Origin of the sequence: Kitasatospora sp. NPDC051853, from assembly GCF_044452665.1 — a bacterium.
Classification (GTDB): domain Bacteria; phylum Actinomycetota; class Actinomycetes; order Streptomycetales; family Streptomycetaceae; genus Kitasatospora.
The window spans coordinates 446429-463431 of the sequence record NZ_JBITBY010000002.1; the positions used below are offsets into that span (position 1 = coordinate 446429).

The window sequence follows — 17003 nt, forward strand, 5'->3', positions numbered from 1 at the left end:
GCCGGACAGGAAGGACCTCCCATGGCCACCGGCCAGGCACCGGGCCCGCTCACCGAGGACGGCCCGGCGCCGGCCCCGGGGACGGGCCCGCGGACCATGCGCGTCATCATCGGATCCTCGATCCTGTCCAAGGTGGCCGACTGGCAGCTCGGCATCGTGGTCCCGCTCGCGGTGCTCGCCCAGACCGACTCGGTGGCGATGTCGCTGATCGCGATCTCGCTGCGCGGCGTCACCTACGTCGGCTCGCCGTTCCTGGGCTCGCTGATCGACCGTCTCGACAAGCGCACCGTCTTCGCCCTCTCGCAGTTCCAACAGGCGCTCTGCCTGGTCCTGTTGGCGGCCCTGCTGACCGACCGGCTGTCGGTGGCGCTGCTCCTGCTGCTCTCCGGCTTCGGCGGGGTGGTGTCCACCATCACCGGGCAGTTCGTGCTGATCCCGAGCCTGATCGCGGCCCCGGAGCGGCCCACCGCGGTGGCGAAGCTGAACTCCGCCGTGGAGTTCGCCAAGGTGCTCGGCCTGGTCCTGGGCGGGGTGGGCTTCTCCACCCTCGGCCCGGTGGCGGCCTGCGCCGGCATCGCGGTGCTGTACTGCGCGGCCGGGTCGGTCGCGCTGCTGCTGCCCCGGGTGCCGGCGGTGGCGTCCGGGCACCGCGGCATGCGGCGGGACCTGGCGGTCGGCTTCCGCTGGCTCGGCCGCCGGGAGATCCTCTGGCTGGTCGTCACCATGACGCTGACCAACCTGGCCGTGGGCCAGCTGGAGCGGGTGCTGGTGACCACCTTCGGGCACCAGGGGGTGAACCCCGGGGCCATCTCGGTGGTGCTGGCCGGCGGGCTGCTGGTCGGCGCGGTGGGCAGCCGGCTGGCTCCCTCCGTGCTGCCCTCCCTCGGCCCCGAGGCCCGCATCCTGGCCTGCCAACTGGCCGCCTTCGCCGGGCTCCTGCTGGTCACCACGCCCTACCTGGCGGCCCAGCTGGCCGGCTACACCCTGGAGTGCCTGGCGGTGGCGGTGTCCAACGTCGCCTCCATCACCCACCGCCAGGAGACCATCCCGGTCGAGGTCGCCGGGCGGGCCAACGCCACCATCCGGATGTTCATCACCGGCGCCGTGCCGCTCTCCGGCTTCCTGTACGCCGCCGCCAGCCGCTTCGACGGCTTCCTGTTCTGGCTGCCCGCGCTCGGCGTCTGGGCGGTCGCCATCGTCATCTGGGCCGTCCACCTGCGCCGGGTCGGCCCGGCCGGGCGGGCGCCGGAGGGAGCGGACCGTGGAGATCACTGAGCAGGACGGACTGACCGTGGCGACGGTCAGCCGGGACGAGGCCGAGGACGGGGCCTGGCGGGCCCGGGCGGCGGAGCTGGACCTCGTCCGGCTCGGCGAGCCCGGCACCGAGGACGCGGTGCTGCACCGGCTCGGCTTCACCGCCCGCCCCAAGTGGGTCAACTGGGTCGCCCCGCTGGGCGGTTCACCGGACGAGTGGCTGGCCTCGCTGGGCGGCACCGAGCGCCGCAACGTGCGGCTGGCGCACCGCTTCGTGGCCGCCGAGGGGATGCGGCTGGAGGTCCACCAGGGCCTGACCGAGCGGCAGTTGGACGCCTTCCTGCCCGTGTACGACGAGCAGATCGCCGGCATGCCGCGGGGCCGGAACTTCGCCAGGAAGCACCGGGACCGGCTGCTGGAGGGCGCCGACGGACTGCTCTCGGTCTTCGTCCACGCGGACGGGGGCGCGGACTCCCCGCTGGTGGCCGGCTCGCTCTGGCAGTGGCGTCCGGCCGAGTCGGTGCTCCAACTGCGGTTCTCCGCCGCCGCCGCGGACGCCCGCTCGGGCCGGGTGATGCGGGCCGCCTACGCGGCCGCGTTCGACCGGGCCCGGGCCGGCGGTCTCGGGTACGCCTCCCTGGGCAACGACCCCTCGCTGTTCGGGCACGTGGTGCAGCCGGGCCTGTTCACCTTCAAGAGCCGGCTGGGCTTCCGGGCGCTCCCCTCCGAGGTGCTCAACCCGGAGCTGGCGGGAGAGTTCCAGGACCGCTTCCTGAGCCTGCGCGCCCTGGCCGACCCCTCGCTGGTGGTGGCCTGGGGAGAGCTGCGCGGCCGGGCCCCGGGCTGGCCCGCCGCGGCCGACGGTCCGTCACCCGACCTGCTGGTGCTCACCGGTGACGGCCGGGCCCAGGGGCTGCCCTCCACCGGCTTCCGCCGTACCCGGGTGCTCGCGCTCTGAGGCACCCGCCCGCTCCACCGCCGCCCCCGTGGGATCTCCCACGGGGGCGGCGGCCGTCGTCCTCCGTCAGTAGCTGACGCAGGCCGTGCGGACCTCGGTGTAGAAGTCCCAGGTGTGCGGGGAGCACTCGGCCGGGCCGTACTGCGACTCCTTGGTGCCGATGTGCGGCATGTGCGGATAGGCGCCGACGCCGGGCCGGTTGACGTGCAGCATGCCCGCCTCGATCCGCTCGACGGCCTCCCAGGCCAGAGCCTGGTCCCGGGTGAAGACCGCACCGGCCATGCCGTAGCGGACCGAGTTGACCGCCGCCAGCCCGTCCTCGAAGCCCTCGCAGCCGATCACCGAGAGGACCGGGCCGAAGACCTCCTCCTGGGCGATGAAGCTGCCCCGCTCCACCTCGTCCAGCACGGTCGGCAGCACGAAGTGGCCCTGCAGGCCGGCCGGCAGCGGGCCGTCTCCGGTCACCACTCGGGCCCCGTTCTGCCGGGCCCGGGCCACCGCCTGACGGCACGCCAGTTCCTGCTTCTCGCTGACCAGCGGACCCATCCGGGCCTCGGGGTCGAAGCCGTTGCCGACCCGGATCGCACTCGCCCGCTCGGCCAGCAGCTCCACCAGCCGGCCGCGCACCCGCTCGTCCACCACCACCCGGCTGGTGGCCGAGCAGCGCTGCCCCGCCTGCCCGAAGGCACCGGCGGCGATCGCGTCGGCGGCGGCCGGCAGGTCCGCGTCGGCCAGCACCAGGGCCGCGTTCTTGCCGCCCATCTCCAGCTGGGTGCGCAGGAAGCGCGGCGCCCCGGCCAGGTGGATCGATCGGCCCACCTCGACCGAGCCGGTGAACGAGACCCCGGCCACGTCCGGGTCCCGCACCAGCGCGTCACCGGTCGCCGCCCCGCCGAGCACCAGGTTGAGCACGCCGGGCGGCACCCCGGCCTCCTCGAAGCAGCGCACCAGCAGGGCCGTCACCAGCGGGGTCAGCGGGGAGGGCTTGAGCACCACCGGGCAGCCGGCCAACAGCGCCGGGGCGATCTTCCAGGCCGGGATGGCCAGCGGGAAGTTCCACGGGGTGATCAGGCCGACCACGCCGATCGGCGCCCGCCGGGTGAAGGCCAGCGTCCGGGCGTCGTCGGCGGGCAGGGTCTCGCCGCCCAGGCGCCGCCCCTCCCCCGCGACGTACTCGACCAGCGCCACCGTGCGGTCCACCTCGGTGGCCGCCTCGGTGCGCAGCTTGCCCTGCTCGCGGGTGATCGCGTCGGCGAGCTCCTCGCGCCGCTCCCTCAGCACCCCGGCCGCCCGGCGCACCACCTCGCCGCGCCGGACCGGCCCGAGCGCCCGCCAGGCGTCCCGGCTGGCCAGCGCCGCCTCCACGGCCGCCCGCACCTCCGAGGCGTCGGCCGCACCGTGCGTGCTCACCAACTCCGAGGATCGGCCCGGGTCGTGACGCAGGAACGGGCGCAGCGCGCGTGGGCGCACCCACGCGCCACCGATGTAGTGCTCGACCTCCACCGCCGTCCCGGCCGGGACGGCGGTGGCACGCTCCTCGACCGTCGTCATGTCAGTCCTCCTTCGAGTCGTCGGCCCGGCGCCGCGCACCGTCGGTCAGGTCGGCCAGCAGCTGACCGCACAGGCGGTCCAGGTCGGCGGGCTCGAACGGGTCGACCGGTTCGACCCCCATCGCGCTGCCCAGGCGTTCCCGGGCGGCCACCACGTTGCGCCGGGGCACCCCGTGCACGGTGGGCAGGGTCAGGCCCTGCTGCCGCACCCAGGTCTCGACGCCGAGCGAGGCCATCGAGTCCGAGGGCACCAGCACCAGGCCCCGGGCCGCGCCGGCCAGGACCGGATCGGCGAGCAGCGCCGGGATGCCGCCCGCCCACAGGTCGCCGCCGAGCTCGGCCACGATCACCTCGGCACCCTCCGCGGTCAGCCGCTCCAGCAGGTGGCGGGCCACTCCGGTGACGGTCGCCGCGGGGTGGCCGTAGGTGGAGGCCAGGCCGGCGTCCACGAAGTCCGCCGCGCAGTGCGCGCCGGCGTCGGCCAGGGTCAGCAGGTCGCGGCGACGGCCGGTGCCGGCCAGCTTGGTGACGCCGACCCGGAGGCCGTGGCGGGAGGAGAGGTGGTGCACCAGGGCGGAGCCGAAGGTGGTCTTGCCGACCTCCGCCGCGGTGCCGCCGACCAGCAGCACGGGGGCGACGGTCCGGCCCTCGCCGAGCTTCGGGACGAGCCGCACGGGGTCGCCCCCGGGGCCGGACACCAGGCCCAGCAGCTCCAGCCGGGTGGGGGTGCCGAGGTTGCCCGGCGAGGAGGCGGCCAGGCCGATCAGCCCGCCGACCGCCAGCAGGTCCGCCTGCCGCCCGGCGCCGGCCGGCAGGCCGCCCTCGGGCAGCCCGCCGTAGATCGAGGTGGAGGAGTAGCGCTCGCCGAGCACCCCCACGAACTCGTCACCGGGGCGGATGACGACGTCCCGGCCCTCCAGGTTCTCCACCCTCGGGTAGGCGCCGACGGTCAGCACGCGGGCCAGCACCAGCTGCCCGGCCGTCCCGGTACCTCCGGTGAACTGCTCGAAGGGGTGCGGCAGTTCGGCCGGGCTGACGCCCCGGGCGCTGCCGGAGACGAAGCGGTTCAACGTATTTCTCCCTTGCGGAGGCGGTGCCCGGGCACCGCCGGGTGGTCAGGCGCCGCCGGTGGTCGGACCCTGCCGGTGGTCATGTACGGCGGGTGGTCAGGCGAGCGTGGTGCTCCACAGCTCACGGCCGTTCAGCGCGGCCTCGCCGTCGACCGTCCGCTCACCCACCGTGGAGCGGCGGCCGTGGCCGTAGCGGTCGTTGTCCATCAGCAGCACGTCCCCGGCCCGCATCGGGAAGCAGGCCTGCAGGCCCTCCTCCGCGCAGGCGTCCAGGAGGTAGTGCAGCGAGCGCTGGTAGTCGTCGAAGTCCTCGATCTCGTCCTTGAGTTCGAGGACCTTCTCGCGCATGTCCTGCTTCATCCGGACGCCGACGTCGTACCGGTCCTCGGCGTCCGCCAGCGGGTAGAGCAGCGGCAGCGAGGAGACCGGCTCCTTGACGTTGTTGGCGTGGAAGGTGACCGGGGTCGAGGTCAGCCGGGCGAAGTGCTCCTCGAAGACCTCGCCGTCCCGCTCGGCCAGCGCGCGGAACAGGTGCCGCCAGCTCATCACCACCGACTCGCCGCGCTGCCCGTCCGGCAGGTCCTGCCACCCCGGGTCCACCATCAGCATGGTGAAGTAGGAGGGACGCGGATCCGCCCAGGCCCGGGCGGAGTGCGGGGAGAGCGGGCCGTCCACGTAGTGCACCGAGTGCTTGACGCCCTCCTGGCGCCGCCGGTACCTGACCTGGTTCAGCTGCGGGTGGAGGTCGTCGTGCGCGTCGCTGTGGGCGGCGTACCCGTTCATCAACGGGCCGAAGCCGCCCAGGAAGCCGACGAACCGGTCGGAGTCCACCGGGAAGTTGCCCACCAGGACGATGTGGTTCCGCTTCAGCCGCTCGTGCGCCGCCGCGATCAGCTCGGCCGTCGACCGACCCTCCGCATCGACCGGCTCCGACAGCAACTCCCCTGCGAGTCCACTGAATTCACGCATGATGCCTCCCCTTTCCGAGTCGAACCCCGGTCACGCTAGCCGCGCGCGGCAGCGCCCCCCCGAGGCCGTCGGCCAACTGGCAGTTTGCTGCCACCTCCCACTCCCACCAGCGGGTTCCCCGGCCGTCCGGCCTAGCGTGGGCGCGGACCACGGGCGGGACGGCACGGGTCCGCCGGAACGGACAGCGAGCGGAACGGACAGGGGCGACGGATGAGCAGGGCCGGAGCAGGACTCACCCTCAGCACGGAACGACCGGTCGGGGTACCGGGGTTCACCGTCCGCTCCGGCCGGTCGGTCGACCTCGGCCTGCTGACCGCCCGGGTGTACAGCAACCAGGAGGACTTCGGCGGCTACGCCTTCTTCCCCCGCAGCACGGACATCGGCACCGGCACCGGAGCCGACACCGGGCGCGAGCCGGACTTCGAGCTGTACTGCGTGGACCTGGACCGCGATCCGGTGGACCGCGACCTGCTGGAGGCCGCCGGCGACCGCACGCTGCGCGCCAAGCGCTTCCGCACCGGCTACTACCGGGGCCCCTACTACGGCGAGCCCGCCCACCTGATCACCCGGGGCCGGCGCTTCCACGTCTTCGGCCGCTCGCTGGAGAAGCTGGTCTGGCCCTACTTCGTCAAGCGCTTCCTCAGCGACTTCGCGGCCGGCACCGACCACCTGAACATGAAGGCGGCCGGCATCGCCGCCCCCGGCGGCGGCCCGGCCACCCTGCTGGTCGGCCAGAGCGGCGGCGGGAAGACCACCTTCCTCACCCAGGCCTGCCTGGCCGGCTACGACTTCCTCACCAACACCCACACCCTCTACCGGGACGGCACCGCCCACGGCGTGCCCACCGCGATGCGGGTGCGGCGGGACGCCTACTTCGCCGAGGTGATCGACCGTCAGCAGCTGCCGCCCTACCTCGACCTGCCGGGCGAGTACCTGGCCGGGGCGGAGCAGCTGTTCGACGGCCGCACCGTGGACAGCGCCGAGGTGCTGAACGTGGTGATCCTCAACGCCCGGGACGCCCCCGGCCCCGCCGGCCTGCGCCGGATCTCCCCGGACACCGCGCTCGCCTTCCTCGACCAGTTCGGCTTCGCCACCTCCACCTACGGGATGAAGGAGGACCTCGCCGCACACTTCGACGGTGACCTGGAGGCCTACGCCGCCCACTACCTCGCCGCCAAGGGCCAGTTGCACCAACTCACCCGGACGGCCCGGTGCTACGTGGCGCAGGTGGACATGCTCGATCCCGCGGTCCGCGACGCGACCCTGACGGAGCTGCACGGATGAACCCCCCGAACACCACCACCGCCCCGCCCGTCTTCGAGCTGCCCGTCACCGGCCTCCCCGACGCCGAGCTGCCCGGAGTGCACTCGGCCGCCGGACTGCTCGGCCGGGAGACCGCCCTCTGGCTGGCCGCCCACCCGGAGAAGCGGCGGCACTACGGCCTGGACCTCTACTTCCGGGACGCCTGGGACGAGTTCGGCACGGTCCTCGGGGGCGACACCGCCCGGATGCGGGACTGTCTGAACACCCATGCCCTGCTGCTGCTCAAGCCCGACGCGGTGGTCCGCCGCCGGCTCGGCGCCGCGTTCCGCTGGCTGGCCGGCCAGGGCATGGAGGTGGCGGCGGCGGTGCCGGTCGGCGTCTCGTCCCACCAGGCCCGGGCCGTCTGGTGCTACCAGTGGAACATCGCCACCCTCGACCGGATCCGGATCACCGAGCTGATGATGCGGCGGAGCCGCTCGCTGCTGGTCCTGGTCCGGCTGCCCGCCGACGCCGTCCCGGCCTCGGTCCGGCTGGCCCACCTCAAGGGGCCCGCGCTGGCCGCCGACCGCCTCCCGCACCACCTGCGCTCCGACCTCGCGGCGGTCAACGCGGTGATCAACTCGGTCCACTCCGCCGACGAACCGGCCGACGTGCTCCGGGAGTCCGCCGTCCTGGTGGACGACCGGGCGGCCCGTCAGGAGCTCTGGACCGCGATGGCCGAGGGCACCGTGACCGACCCCGGCCCGGTCGTCGCCCGGCTGTACGCGGAGAGCGAGGAGGTCACCGACCTCGACCTCGCCACCAGGGCCGCCCGCTGGCGCACGGCCCTGGCCACCGCCGCCCCCGGCTGGGGCCCGGCCCTGCTGGACGAGGTGCTCGACCGCACCCGGCCCTGGCACGACCTGCCCGACGCCGCCGCCCGCGCCAGCATCCCCTGGGACGACTGGGACACCGTGGTCGTGGGCACCAACCGCGCCCCCTCCCACCTCACGGAGGGCGTCCGCATCCTGCCCTGGGTCTCCCTCGCCGACTGGACGGCCCCCGCACCGGCTTCACCGGCGGAGGACCGGCTGCCCGGGTGACAAGACGTTTCCGCTGGGCCCGGCGGGCCGTTGGGAAGGGCATGACGAAGACATGGAAGATCCTCATCGCCCTCCTGGTCGCCCTCGGCCTCGGCGGCCTGCTGGCCGCCGCCGCGGCGGCCCGGGAGTGACCCCGGCACGGCGGCCGTCCGCCGCCCGGTGAGCGGAACTCCCGGGCGGCGGAGGGTGGTTCGCCGCAGCAACCGGCTCAGAGCGCGAGCAGCGCCGCGCGCAGGTGGCCGTGGTGTTCGTCGAGCAGCCGGGCGGCGGTCGGGCCGTCCACCTCGGCGAGCACGACCAGGATGGCGTTCTTCACCTCGCCGTCGGTGGCGGTGAGGGCCGCCTCGACGGTGGCGTCGTCGGCGCCGGTGGCGAGGGCGACGATCCGGCGGCAGCGGGCGCGGAGCTTCTCGTTGGAGGCCCGGACGTCGACCATCAGGTTCCCGTAGGTCTTGCCGAGCCGGATCATGGTGACGGTGGAGAGCAGGTTGAGCACCAGCTTCTGGGCGGTGCCGGACTTCAACCGGGTGGATCCGGTGAGGAGTTCGGGCCCGACCACCACCTCGACGGGGTGCTCGGCGGCGGCGCCGAGGGCGGAGCCCGCGTTGCAGGAGAGCCCGATGGTGAGCGCGCCCAGCCGGCGGGCGTACCCGACGGCGCCGACGGCGTACGGGGTGCGCCCGGAGGCCGAGATGCCGACCACCACGTCGTCCGGGGTCAACTCCAGTGCGGCCAGGTCGGCTTCGGCCAGCTCCACGCTGTCCTCGGCGCCCTCCACCGCCGCCACCATGGCCTCCCGGCCACCCGCGATCAGACCGACCACCTGGCCGGGCGCGGTGTTGAAGGTGGGCGGGCACTCGCTGGCGTCCAGCACGCCCATCCGCCCGGCCGTCCCGGCGCCCGCGTAGACCAGCCGCCCGCCCCGGGCCATCCGCTCGGCGGTGGCGTCGATCGCCGCGGCGATCTCCGGCAGCCTGCGGGCCACCGCCTCCGCGACGGTGCGGTCCTCACCGTTCATCAGGGTGGCGATCTCCAGGGTGGAGAGCCGGTCGATCTCGGCCAGCTCCGGGCGGAACGCCTCGGTGGCCAAGGTCTCCAGCTGGGCCCGGAGTTCGGCGTACGGGGCGGCCTCGGGAGATGTGGCGGGCTGGCTGGTCATCAGGGGTGGCCTTTCGTCCTGCTCCGGTGCACTCACCCCGAAGGATATTTCCGGCCCGCCGGCCGCGCGCGGCGCCCCTACCCGAGGGTGACCGGCTGGGTGCGGTAGCCGCGCAGGACCAGGCGGTCGGTGCGGGTGCGCGTCCCGGCCGGGGCCAGACCGGGGAAACGGCGCAGGAGCTCGGGCATCGCCAGGGCGGCCTCCTGGCGGGCGAGTTGGGCGCCGAGGCAGAAGTGGGCGCCGGCCCCGAAGCTGAGCGGCTGGCTGTCGGTGCGGTAGGGGTCGAAGCGGTCCGGGTCGGCGTAGCGGGACGGGTCCCGGTTGGCCGCGCCGATCAGCAGGAAGAGGGCCGTGCCGTACGGGGTGGGGACGCCGCCGGCGGTCAGCTCGTCGCTGAGCGAGATCCGGGAGGTGAGCTGGACGGGCGAGTCGTGGCGCAGCACCTCGTCCACGAAGGAGGCCGGGGCGAGGGCTCCGGTACGCAGCGCCTCGCGCTCGGCGGGGTGGTCGAAGAGCAGGGCCAGGCCGTTGCCCAGCAGGTTGGTGGTGGTCTCGAACCCGGCCACCAGGAGCAGCACCAGATTGGCCAGCAGCTCCCGCCCGGATATCCGGCCCGGATCCTCGGCCGCGACCTGGACCAGGGCGCTGACCAGGTCGTCGGCCGGCTCCTTGGCCCGGCGGGCGGCCAGCTCGGTGAAGTAGCCGGAGAGTTCGTCGGCCGCGCCGTCGGCGGCGGTCAGCTCCTCGTCGGAGACCAGCAGCTCCAGCGCCGCCGTCAGGTCGGAGGCCAGCGAACGGAACCGGTAGCGGTCCTCCTTCGGCACCCCGAGCAGCTCGCAGATCACCCCGACCGGCAGCCGGAAGGCGAACGCGTCCATGAAGTCCACCGGCTCCCCGCCCGCCCCCGCCTCGGCCAGCTCGTCCAGCAGCTCGGTGACCGCCGCCCGGACGGCCGGCTCCAGCGCGGCAACCCGGCGGGCGGTGAAGACCGAGGCGATCAGCGAGCGCATCCGGCTGTGGTGCGGGGCGTTGGTCTCCAGGATCGAGCGGCTGAACAGGGTCTTGGAGCTGTGGTCGAGGAAGCCCTCCTCCCAGCGCTCGCGCAGCACCGCGTCCGGCACGTGGAACGCGGTGGACCGCAGCACCTGGTTGACCTCGCGGTAGCCGCACACCAGCACCGCGTTCTCCCCCGCGGGGGCGGCCGGCCCCAGGCCGTGGGCCATCCGGTAGAGCGGGTACGGGTCGGCCCGCCCCTCCAGGCCCATCAGTTCACCGATGATCTGCTCGCCGTCCATGGACGTTCCTCCCCCGGTTCGACCGTCTGTACGGCTCAACCGGCGGACGCGGCGGCGAGTTCCCGGGGCGGGGCGGGGTGCTCGGTATGTTGGGGGCATGGAGATCTGGATCAACCCGCGGTGCACCAAGTGCCGCGTCGCCGTCAGTGAACTGGACGCCGCCGGGGCGGAGTACACCGTCCGCCGGTACCTGGAGGACCCGCCGAGCGTGGCCGAGCTGGAGGAGGTGCTGGAGCGGCTGGCGCTGGAGCCGTGGGACATCACCCGGACCGACGAGGCGGTGGCCAAGGAGCTCGGGATGAAGCAGTGGGGCCGCACCCCGGCGGACCGGGCCGCCTGGATCGCGGCGATGGCGGAGCACCCGATCCTGATCCAGCGGCCGATCATCACCGCGGACGACGGCCACGCGGTGGTCGCCCGCACCCCGGAGAGCCTGGCCTCCGTCGTACCGAGGTGATGTCTCCGGGGGCGCGAGGAACTGCGCGATCCGGAAGGCGGCCCACCGGCAACTGACCCACCGTCAGCCAGTTGCACGCGCTGCCTTTCCACCGCGCGCAGTTCCTCGCGCCCCCGGGTCGCTGCCCTGCCGGACGACCTGCCTACCGTCGGCGGATCTCCCTCACCGGGGTGCCCGGTTGCCAGATGCGGATGCGGAGTTCGTCGCCGTCGACCTCGGTGAGGACGACGGAGGTGGGTTCGAGGCGGAAGGCGTGGAAGGGGCCGGGGGCGGCTTCGGGGAGGTCGGCGAGGTAGGCGGTGAGTTCGGCCTCGTCGGTGATCTCGTGGGCGAGGCCGGAGACCTTGGCGTCGCCGCCGGCCATGCTGGAGTCGCCCGGGTGGCTGTGCAGGGCGAAGCGGCCGTCCCGCTGGAGGTCGAGGGCCTTCACCGCGCCGTACATCGAACCGATCGTCAGGTCGGCCCCGCCGAACTGCACTTCGGTCCCGCTCACCCGCGGTGCGCCGTCCTTGCGGAGGGTGGCCAGCACGTGGTGCCGGTTGGCCTCGAAACGGGCCCGGACCGCCGGCGCCAGGTCGGGCGCCTCCTGCTCGAAATCCTGCCAGGTCGTCATGGTCGACAGTGTCCCAACGCTCCGCCGACGGTCCCGCCTGCGACACTGCCCGCATGACCGAGAGCTACGTCGCGTTCCTCCGGGCGGTCAACGTCGGCGGCCGGACGGTGAGGATGGAGCGGCTGCGCGCCCTCTTCGCCGAGCTGGGCCTGGCCGACGTCCGTTCGTACATCCAGAGCGGGAACGTCTTCTTCACCACCGGGGAGACCGACCGCGCCGCCCTCACCAGCCGCATCGAGCAGCACCTGGAGCGCGAACTGGGCTTCGCCGTCCCGGTGATGCTGCGCACCGTGGACGAGGTGGCGGCGCTCGTCGAGGCCGATCCGTTCGCCGCCGTCGAGGTGACCCCGGACGTCCGGCTCTGCGTGGTGTTCCTCTCCGAACCGCTGCCCGAGGAGCTGGAGTTCCCGGTGCGGGACCCGAAGGGCGGCTGGGAGGTCCTCTCCGCCACCCCGGGCGCCGCCTTCACCGTCTTCCACCTGAGGAACGGCCGTCTTTCCGGAGATCCGGCCAAGTCCTTCCCCAAGTCCTACCGGGGGCAGGGCACGTCCCGGTTCTTCCACACCACCGTCAAGATCCTGGCCGCCGCGAGGAAGGAGCGGAAGGATCAGGCCTGACGGCGCAGGACGGCGGTGGCGATCTCCAGGAAGCGGGCCACCGGCTCGGAGCGGTCGTCCGCCGGAGCGGCCAGGCAGGTCTCGACCGGTGGGTGGTCGGTGACCGGCAGGACGACCAGTTCGGGGCGGACGTAGGAGGCGGCGACGCTGACCGGGATCAGGGCGACGCCCTGGCCGGAGGCGATGAGTTCGAACTTCTCCTCCAGCGAGGCGGTCCGCCGGGCCTTCGCGTCCAGCACCGGTTCGCCGTCCAGGTCGGCCAGGGTGAGGGACGGGCGGCCCGCCAGCCGGTGCGCGGCGGGGAGGCAGGCGACCTTGGTCTCCACGCCGATCGGGACGGTCCGCAGTCCGGTGTCGTCGAACGGGCGGCGCAGGTGGCCGACCTGGGCGCGGCCGTCGCGCAGCGGGGCGTCGCGTTCGGCCCAGGGCAACGGGAGGACGTCGACCGCCACCTCCGGGTGGCACGCCGTGAACTCCCGGATCGCCTCCGAGACCCGCAGGCCGGCCGAGAAGCCGACCACCAGCCGGTGCTCGCCCCGGGCGGCCTCCGCGACCCGGCGCAGCGCCCGGTCCACCGTGGCGCCGATCCGCCGGGCCTCCTCGTACAACTGCCGTCCGGCCGCCGTCGGTTCCACCCTCCGGGTGGTGCGGTCGAACAGCCGCTGGCCCAACTCCTGCTCTAGTGCCTTGATCTGACGGCTGAGCACGGGCTGTGCGATGTGCAGCTCGCGGGCCGCCCGGCCGAACCCCCCGTGCTCCACCACCGCACGGAAGTACCGGAGTTTGCGCAGGTCGAGATCCATACCCGCACGGTATCAACGGCCCCGAAAGGGTATTGGACGCACCGCCCGGCCCGCTCGGAGACTGGCGTCATGAACGACACCGGACAGCAGACCGCGCTGATCGTCGGCGCCTCCCGCACCATCGGCCTCGGCATCGCGGCCGAGTACCTCCGCCGCGGCTGGGAGGTGGTCGGCACGGTGCGCGGCGAACACCGCACCGGCCTGCACGAGCTCGCCGAGACCTCCGGCGGGCGGCTCACCGTCGAGCGCCTGGAGATGACCGACCAGGAGCAACTCGCCGCCCTGCACGACCGCTTGGCGAAAGCCGGCCGCACCCTCGACCTGCTCTTCGTGAACGCCGCCGTCGCCCGCGGCGACCTGCCGATCGGCGAGGTGCCGACCGGGATGTTCACCGAGGTGATGGTGGTCAACGCGCTCAGCCCGATGCGGGCGGTGGACGTCCTCGGCCCGCTGGTGCGGCCGGACGGGACCGTCGGCGTGATGTCCTCCAGCCAGGGCAGCGTCTCGCGGAACACCCGGGGCGGGCAGGACCTGTACCGGGCCAGCAAGTCCGCGCTCAACCAGCTGATGCGCTGTCACGCCGCCCGGTACGCCGAGGACTCCAGGACCTTCCTGCTGATGGACCCGGGCTGGGTGCGCACGGAGCTGGGCGGGCCGGGGGCCGCGCTGAGCGTGGCGGAGAGCGTGCCGGGGGTGGTGGAGACGGTCGAGCGCCACCGCGGGGCGCGGAGGCTGCGTTTCCTGGACCACCGCGGGGAGACCGTCCCGTGGTGAGTGGGATGCCTCAGTGCGGGAACTGCTTCGGCGGCCGCTGGGCGGGCAGCTCGTCGCGGAACTCCTCGATCACGGTGCTGATCTGACGCATCAGCACCGTGCGCTCGATCCGGTCGAGGTAGCGGTTGCGGGCGGCCAGCGCCTCGACGGTGACGGTGAAGTACATCGTCATCAGCGGGTTCACGAAGAGCTTGGTCCCGTTGGTGCGGTCGGTGAAGCGGACGTCGCCGAACTCGCCGCGCAGGGCGGCCGCGACCGAGCCCTGGACGATGCTGGGGTGCTCGGGGCAGGCGGCCCTGGCGTGCTCGACGGCGTCCAGGTAGAGCTGCCCAGCCCGGCTCTGCCGGGTGAGCGAGAAGGCGCCGAGGTAACCGCCGTCGCGGTCCAGGGCGGCCAGGTTCTCCAGCACCAGCGAGTGGTTGACGCCGTGGTAGGAGTCGACGCCGAAGCCCAGGCAGGCGACCAGCCTGGTCGCCACCTCGGGCATGCCGGCCACCGCGCCGAGGCTGGCCATGTCCTCCTCGGGGGTGCCGAGGCCGGCCTCGTCCCCGCACATCAGGATGTCGGTGCCGCCGTCCACCAGCACGATCGCGTCGATCCCCAGGTGCCGGACCAGTGCCCGGTACGCGGCGCGCAGCGGCCTGACCCCGACCGAGCCGAAGGCCCAGACGGTGTCCGGGAGTCCGTGCAGCCGCAGCCAGCGGGCCAGCGTGCGCTCGGGGAAGTAGCGTTCCGCCGAGGCGGTGTCCGGGGTGATCCTGGCCAGTTCGGGCTCCAGCCAGACCTCGCCCGGCAGCCCGTAGAGGTGACTGAACGACAGGTTCGCCAGGTGCACCTCGTGCCCGGCCTCGCGCAGCTCCAAGGCGAGCGGGAGCCCGGCGTAGACGTCGAAGCCGCCCCCGGCCCCGGCCACCAGCACCCGGCGGGCATCCTTCAGACGACTCATCAGCAACGGCTCGAACGACATCCGCGCATCGTAAGCCACGTGCACCGCGGCCCACCGTCACTTACCGCACGCCACCGGGGACTGCGGGGACTACGGGCGCGGGCCCCAGAGCTCGTCGGTGCAGCGGGCGTAGGTGTCCCGCCAGTGCGGCCAGTGGCGGGCGGTGGTGTCGTCGCAGTCGGCGAGCAGCCGGTCGACCTGCTCGGGCTCCACGCCCTCCAGCAGCCAGGCCAGCGCGTCCGAGCTGCCCGGGCCGTCGGCGGCGCGGATCAGGTCGAGCAGCTCCGGCAGGGTGCCCATCCGCGAGCCGGCCGGGAAGATCCCGTCCAGCCGGGGCAGCAGCTGCCGCTCCTCGATCCGCAGGTGGGTCTCCAGCCGGGCGGCCAGCTCCTCCACCGCGTACGCCACCGACCAGCTGCTGGCGGGGTCCCGGGTGGCGATCCGCACCAGGGTGGTGACCCGGGTGAAGGAGTGGTCGAGGTTGTGGTGGTCGGACTCCAACCAGTTGAGCAGCAGCCGCAGTTCGGGCGCGAAGCGGCGCAGCAGCGGCCACAGCCGGGTGTCCTGCTGCTCGTGGTGGCAGGTGAGCATGGCGGTCAGGAAGTCCCAGTGCCGCTGGATCGCCTCGGCGGTGGCGGTGTCGTCGGGCTGGAGCAGCCGCAGGGCGTTGGGGATGCGGGCCAGGTCGCGGCGGAGAGCGGCGTGCACCAGGCGCAGCCCGGCGAACGGGATCGCCTCGACGGCGGGCTGCGTCTCACGCGGCGCGCCCGACTGGGCGGGGACCTTCGGGGATTCGACGGGCAGCAGGTGGCTGGGCATGGCACTCTCTTCACGACTGGCTGAGACCGGGCCGGTCGGGCGCCGCACTCGACGGCGCCCCGGCATGGTCTCCAGGGTGCTGACAGCTCATCAGGGTCGAATCAATGTCCGATTGACGCGCAGGTCAGCGGCCTGACGGGGCCTCGGCCCCCCGCTGCCCTCTCCGCCGCCCGCCCCACCGCCCGCCCCGCGCTCAGCCGTCGCTCTCCGGCCCGGCCAGGTTCTTGGAGAGCCACTCCAGGGTCACCGGGATCATCTTCTTGAAGTCCGAGGTGAGGTGCTTGCCACCGGGCTGCTCGTAGTACTCGACCGTGGTGGGCGCCGCGGTCTTGGCGACCCAGTTCTTCACCAGCTTGACCTCGTAGGCGTTGGCCCCGCCGGCCGTGGCGAGCATCCGCACGTCGGCCTTGCCGGCCGCGATCATCTGGTCCGGGCTGTTGGCCAGCCGCTCGGCGTCGTGGCCCTTCCAGAGCGGCGAGTCCGGGTTGAAGTACCCGTCGATCGGGACGGCCGCCTTGAACACGTCGGGCCGCTGGAGCGCCAGCTTGGCGCTGCAGAACGCGCCGGTGGAGGCGCCCATCAGGCCCCAGCCGTCCCGGCCCTTGACGGTGCGGAAGTTGGCCCGCACGAAGTCCGGGACGTCCTCGGCCATCCAGGTGCCCATCTTGGGCTGGCCCGGGATGTCACTGCACTCCAGCGCCTTGGCCTCGTTGGACTCGAGGTTCTGCACCGGCATCACCAGGATGAACGGGTGCGCCTTGCCCTCCTTGGAGAGCTGCGCGCCGACCTCCTGGATCGGCAGCTGGTTGTCCGTCCAGGTGTTGTAGCCCGCGCTCTGGCCGCCCGCGTACAGGGTGAGCACCGGGAAGCCGGTCTTGGCGTACTTGGGGTCGTGGTACTCCGGCGGCAGCCAGACCCAGACCTTGCCGCTGACACCGGACTTGGCGCCGGCCAGGGTGGTCATCATGATCGGGCCGGCCGCGGTGTCCCGGACCTTCTTCAGGTCGGCCGCCGGGCCGGTCGGCATCAGCACCTTGCTCGGCTTCGGCGGCGGGGTGCTGCTCTGGGCCGCGCTCGGAGTGCCGGAGGAACCGTCCTTGGCGCCCGCCTTGCCGTCCTGCGCGGACGGCGCCGGGGTGCTGCCGCAGGCGGCCAGGCCGAGGGCCAGGCCGAGGGCGCCGACGGCTGCCAGGACGGAACGGGCGGGCTTCAGCAACAAGGTCTTCTCCGAGCGGTCGATCGCCCGGGCGGCTCCGGACGAGGCCCCGGGCGGGGCACGGGCCGGGCACCTCCCGCGGCCACCGGGGAGGTGTCCGGAGCGCCGACCCTGGTCGGCGACCCGCGCCCGGCGGGGCAGGTGTGCCGTCCGTGATC

At 73.7% G+C, this 17003-nt stretch carries 17 protein-coding genes; 7 read left to right on the forward strand and 10 right to left on the reverse strand.

Annotated features, from left to right (window positions below; translation table 11 throughout):
- The first annotated feature begins 21 nt into the window (after positions 1–21).
- Positions 22–1275 carry an MFS transporter gene (locus tag ACIA8O_RS06685; protein WP_396292460.1) on the forward strand — a complete coding sequence of 418 codons (1254 nt, stop codon included), beginning with the start codon at positions 22–24 and terminating at the stop codon, positions 1273–1275.
- Positions 1262–2212 carry a GNAT family N-acetyltransferase gene (locus ACIA8O_RS06690; RefSeq protein WP_396292461.1) on the forward strand — a complete coding sequence of 317 codons (951 nt, stop codon included), beginning with the start codon at positions 1262–1264 and terminating at the stop codon, positions 2210–2212. The genes ACIA8O_RS06685 and ACIA8O_RS06690 overlap by 14 nt, the downstream gene beginning before the upstream one ends.
- A 66-nt stretch (positions 2213–2278) precedes the next feature.
- Here the strand turns inward: ACIA8O_RS06690 and ACIA8O_RS06695 are convergent, their stop codons facing one another.
- From ACIA8O_RS06695 to ACIA8O_RS06705, 3 genes are all read right to left on the reverse strand, one after another.
- The gene (locus tag ACIA8O_RS06695; RefSeq protein ID WP_396292462.1) at positions 2279–3763 is read right to left on the reverse strand and encodes an aldehyde dehydrogenase family protein; all 1485 of its coding nucleotides are present in this window, start codon (positions 3761–3763) and stop codon (positions 2279–2281) included.
- 1 nt (position 3764) lies between these two features.
- Positions 3765–4832 carry a hypothetical protein gene (locus ACIA8O_RS06700; RefSeq protein WP_396292463.1) on the reverse strand — a complete coding sequence of 356 codons (1068 nt, stop codon included), beginning with the start codon at positions 4830–4832 and terminating at the stop codon, positions 3765–3767.
- A gap of 96 nt (positions 4833–4928) precedes the next feature.
- On the reverse strand, positions 4929–5801 hold the full coding sequence (locus ACIA8O_RS06705) for a TauD/TfdA family dioxygenase (protein ID WP_396292464.1): 873 nt from the start codon (positions 5799–5801) through the stop codon (positions 4929–4931).
- A gap of 210 nt (positions 5802–6011) precedes the next feature.
- Here ACIA8O_RS06705 and ACIA8O_RS06710 point away from each other — a divergent pair, with 210 nt between their 5' ends.
- Positions 6012–7085 carry a FomB family phosphonate monophosphate kinase gene (locus ACIA8O_RS06710; RefSeq protein WP_396292465.1) on the forward strand — a complete coding sequence of 358 codons (1074 nt, stop codon included), beginning with the start codon at positions 6012–6014 and terminating at the stop codon, positions 7083–7085.
- Positions 7082–8146 carry a nucleoside-diphosphate kinase gene (locus ACIA8O_RS06715; RefSeq protein ID WP_396292466.1) on the forward strand — a complete coding sequence of 355 codons (1065 nt, stop codon included), beginning with the start codon at positions 7082–7084 and terminating at the stop codon, positions 8144–8146. The genes ACIA8O_RS06710 and ACIA8O_RS06715 overlap by 4 nt, the downstream gene beginning before the upstream one ends.
- A gap of 208 nt (positions 8147–8354) precedes the next feature.
- Here ACIA8O_RS06715 and murQ read toward each other — a convergent pair whose 3' ends face one another.
- Positions 8355–9305 (reverse strand): N-acetylmuramic acid 6-phosphate etherase, encoded by a 951-nt coding sequence (murQ, locus tag ACIA8O_RS06720; RefSeq protein WP_396292467.1) that lies wholly within the window; start codon positions 9303–9305, stop codon positions 8355–8357.
- Positions 9306–9382: 77 nt separating this feature from the next.
- Entirely contained in the window at positions 9383–10600 is a 1218-nt protein-coding gene (locus ACIA8O_RS06725) for a cytochrome P450 (RefSeq protein ID WP_396292468.1), read from the reverse strand.
- Between the two features lie 97 nt (positions 10601–10697).
- On the opposite strand from ACIA8O_RS06725, the gene ACIA8O_RS06730 reads away from it, so the two are divergent.
- Complete coding sequence (locus ACIA8O_RS06730; RefSeq protein WP_396292469.1) at positions 10698–11057, forward strand: arsenate reductase family protein; 360 nt, start codon at positions 10698–10700, stop codon at positions 11055–11057.
- 142 nt (positions 11058–11199) lie between these two features.
- Here ACIA8O_RS06730 and ACIA8O_RS06735 read toward each other — a convergent pair whose 3' ends face one another.
- Positions 11200–11670: a pyridoxamine 5'-phosphate oxidase family protein gene (locus ACIA8O_RS06735; RefSeq protein WP_396292470.1), complete on the reverse strand. Its 471-nt coding sequence runs from the start codon at positions 11668–11670 to the stop codon at positions 11200–11202.
- A gap of 53 nt (positions 11671–11723) precedes the next feature.
- Between ACIA8O_RS06735 and ACIA8O_RS06740 the strand changes: the two genes are divergently transcribed.
- Positions 11724–12287 carry a DUF1697 domain-containing protein gene (locus ACIA8O_RS06740; RefSeq protein ID WP_396292471.1) on the forward strand — a complete coding sequence of 188 codons (564 nt, stop codon included), beginning with the start codon at positions 11724–11726 and terminating at the stop codon, positions 12285–12287.
- Here the strand turns inward: ACIA8O_RS06740 and ACIA8O_RS06745 are convergent.
- Positions 12278–13090, reverse strand: coding sequence for a LysR family transcriptional regulator (locus ACIA8O_RS06745; protein WP_396292472.1), 813 nt, complete (start codon positions 13088–13090; stop codon positions 12278–12280). The genes ACIA8O_RS06740 and ACIA8O_RS06745 overlap by 10 nt on opposite strands.
- 69 nt (positions 13091–13159) lie before the next feature.
- Here ACIA8O_RS06745 and ACIA8O_RS06750 point away from each other — a divergent pair, with 69 nt between their 5' ends.
- Positions 13160–13864 carry an SDR family oxidoreductase gene (locus ACIA8O_RS06750; RefSeq protein ID WP_396292473.1) on the forward strand — a complete coding sequence of 235 codons (705 nt, stop codon included), beginning with the start codon at positions 13160–13162 and terminating at the stop codon, positions 13862–13864.
- Positions 13865–13874: 10 nt separating this feature from the next.
- Here the strand turns inward: ACIA8O_RS06750 and ACIA8O_RS06755 are convergent, their stop codons facing one another.
- From ACIA8O_RS06755 to ACIA8O_RS06765, 3 genes are all read right to left on the reverse strand, one after another.
- The gene (locus tag ACIA8O_RS06755) at positions 13875–14831 is read right to left on the reverse strand and encodes a DUF1152 domain-containing protein (protein ID WP_396292474.1); all 957 of its coding nucleotides are present in this window, start codon (positions 14829–14831) and stop codon (positions 13875–13877) included.
- A gap of 69 nt (positions 14832–14900) precedes the next feature.
- Positions 14901–15629, reverse strand: a complete 729-nt coding sequence (locus ACIA8O_RS06760) for a hemerythrin domain-containing protein (protein WP_396292475.1) — start codon at positions 15627–15629, stop codon at positions 14901–14903.
- A gap of 193 nt (positions 15630–15822) precedes the next feature.
- Complete coding sequence (locus ACIA8O_RS06765) at positions 15823–16845, reverse strand: alpha/beta hydrolase (RefSeq protein ID WP_396292476.1); 1023 nt, start codon at positions 16843–16845, stop codon at positions 15823–15825.
- Between the last annotated feature and the right edge of the window lie 158 nt (positions 16846–17003).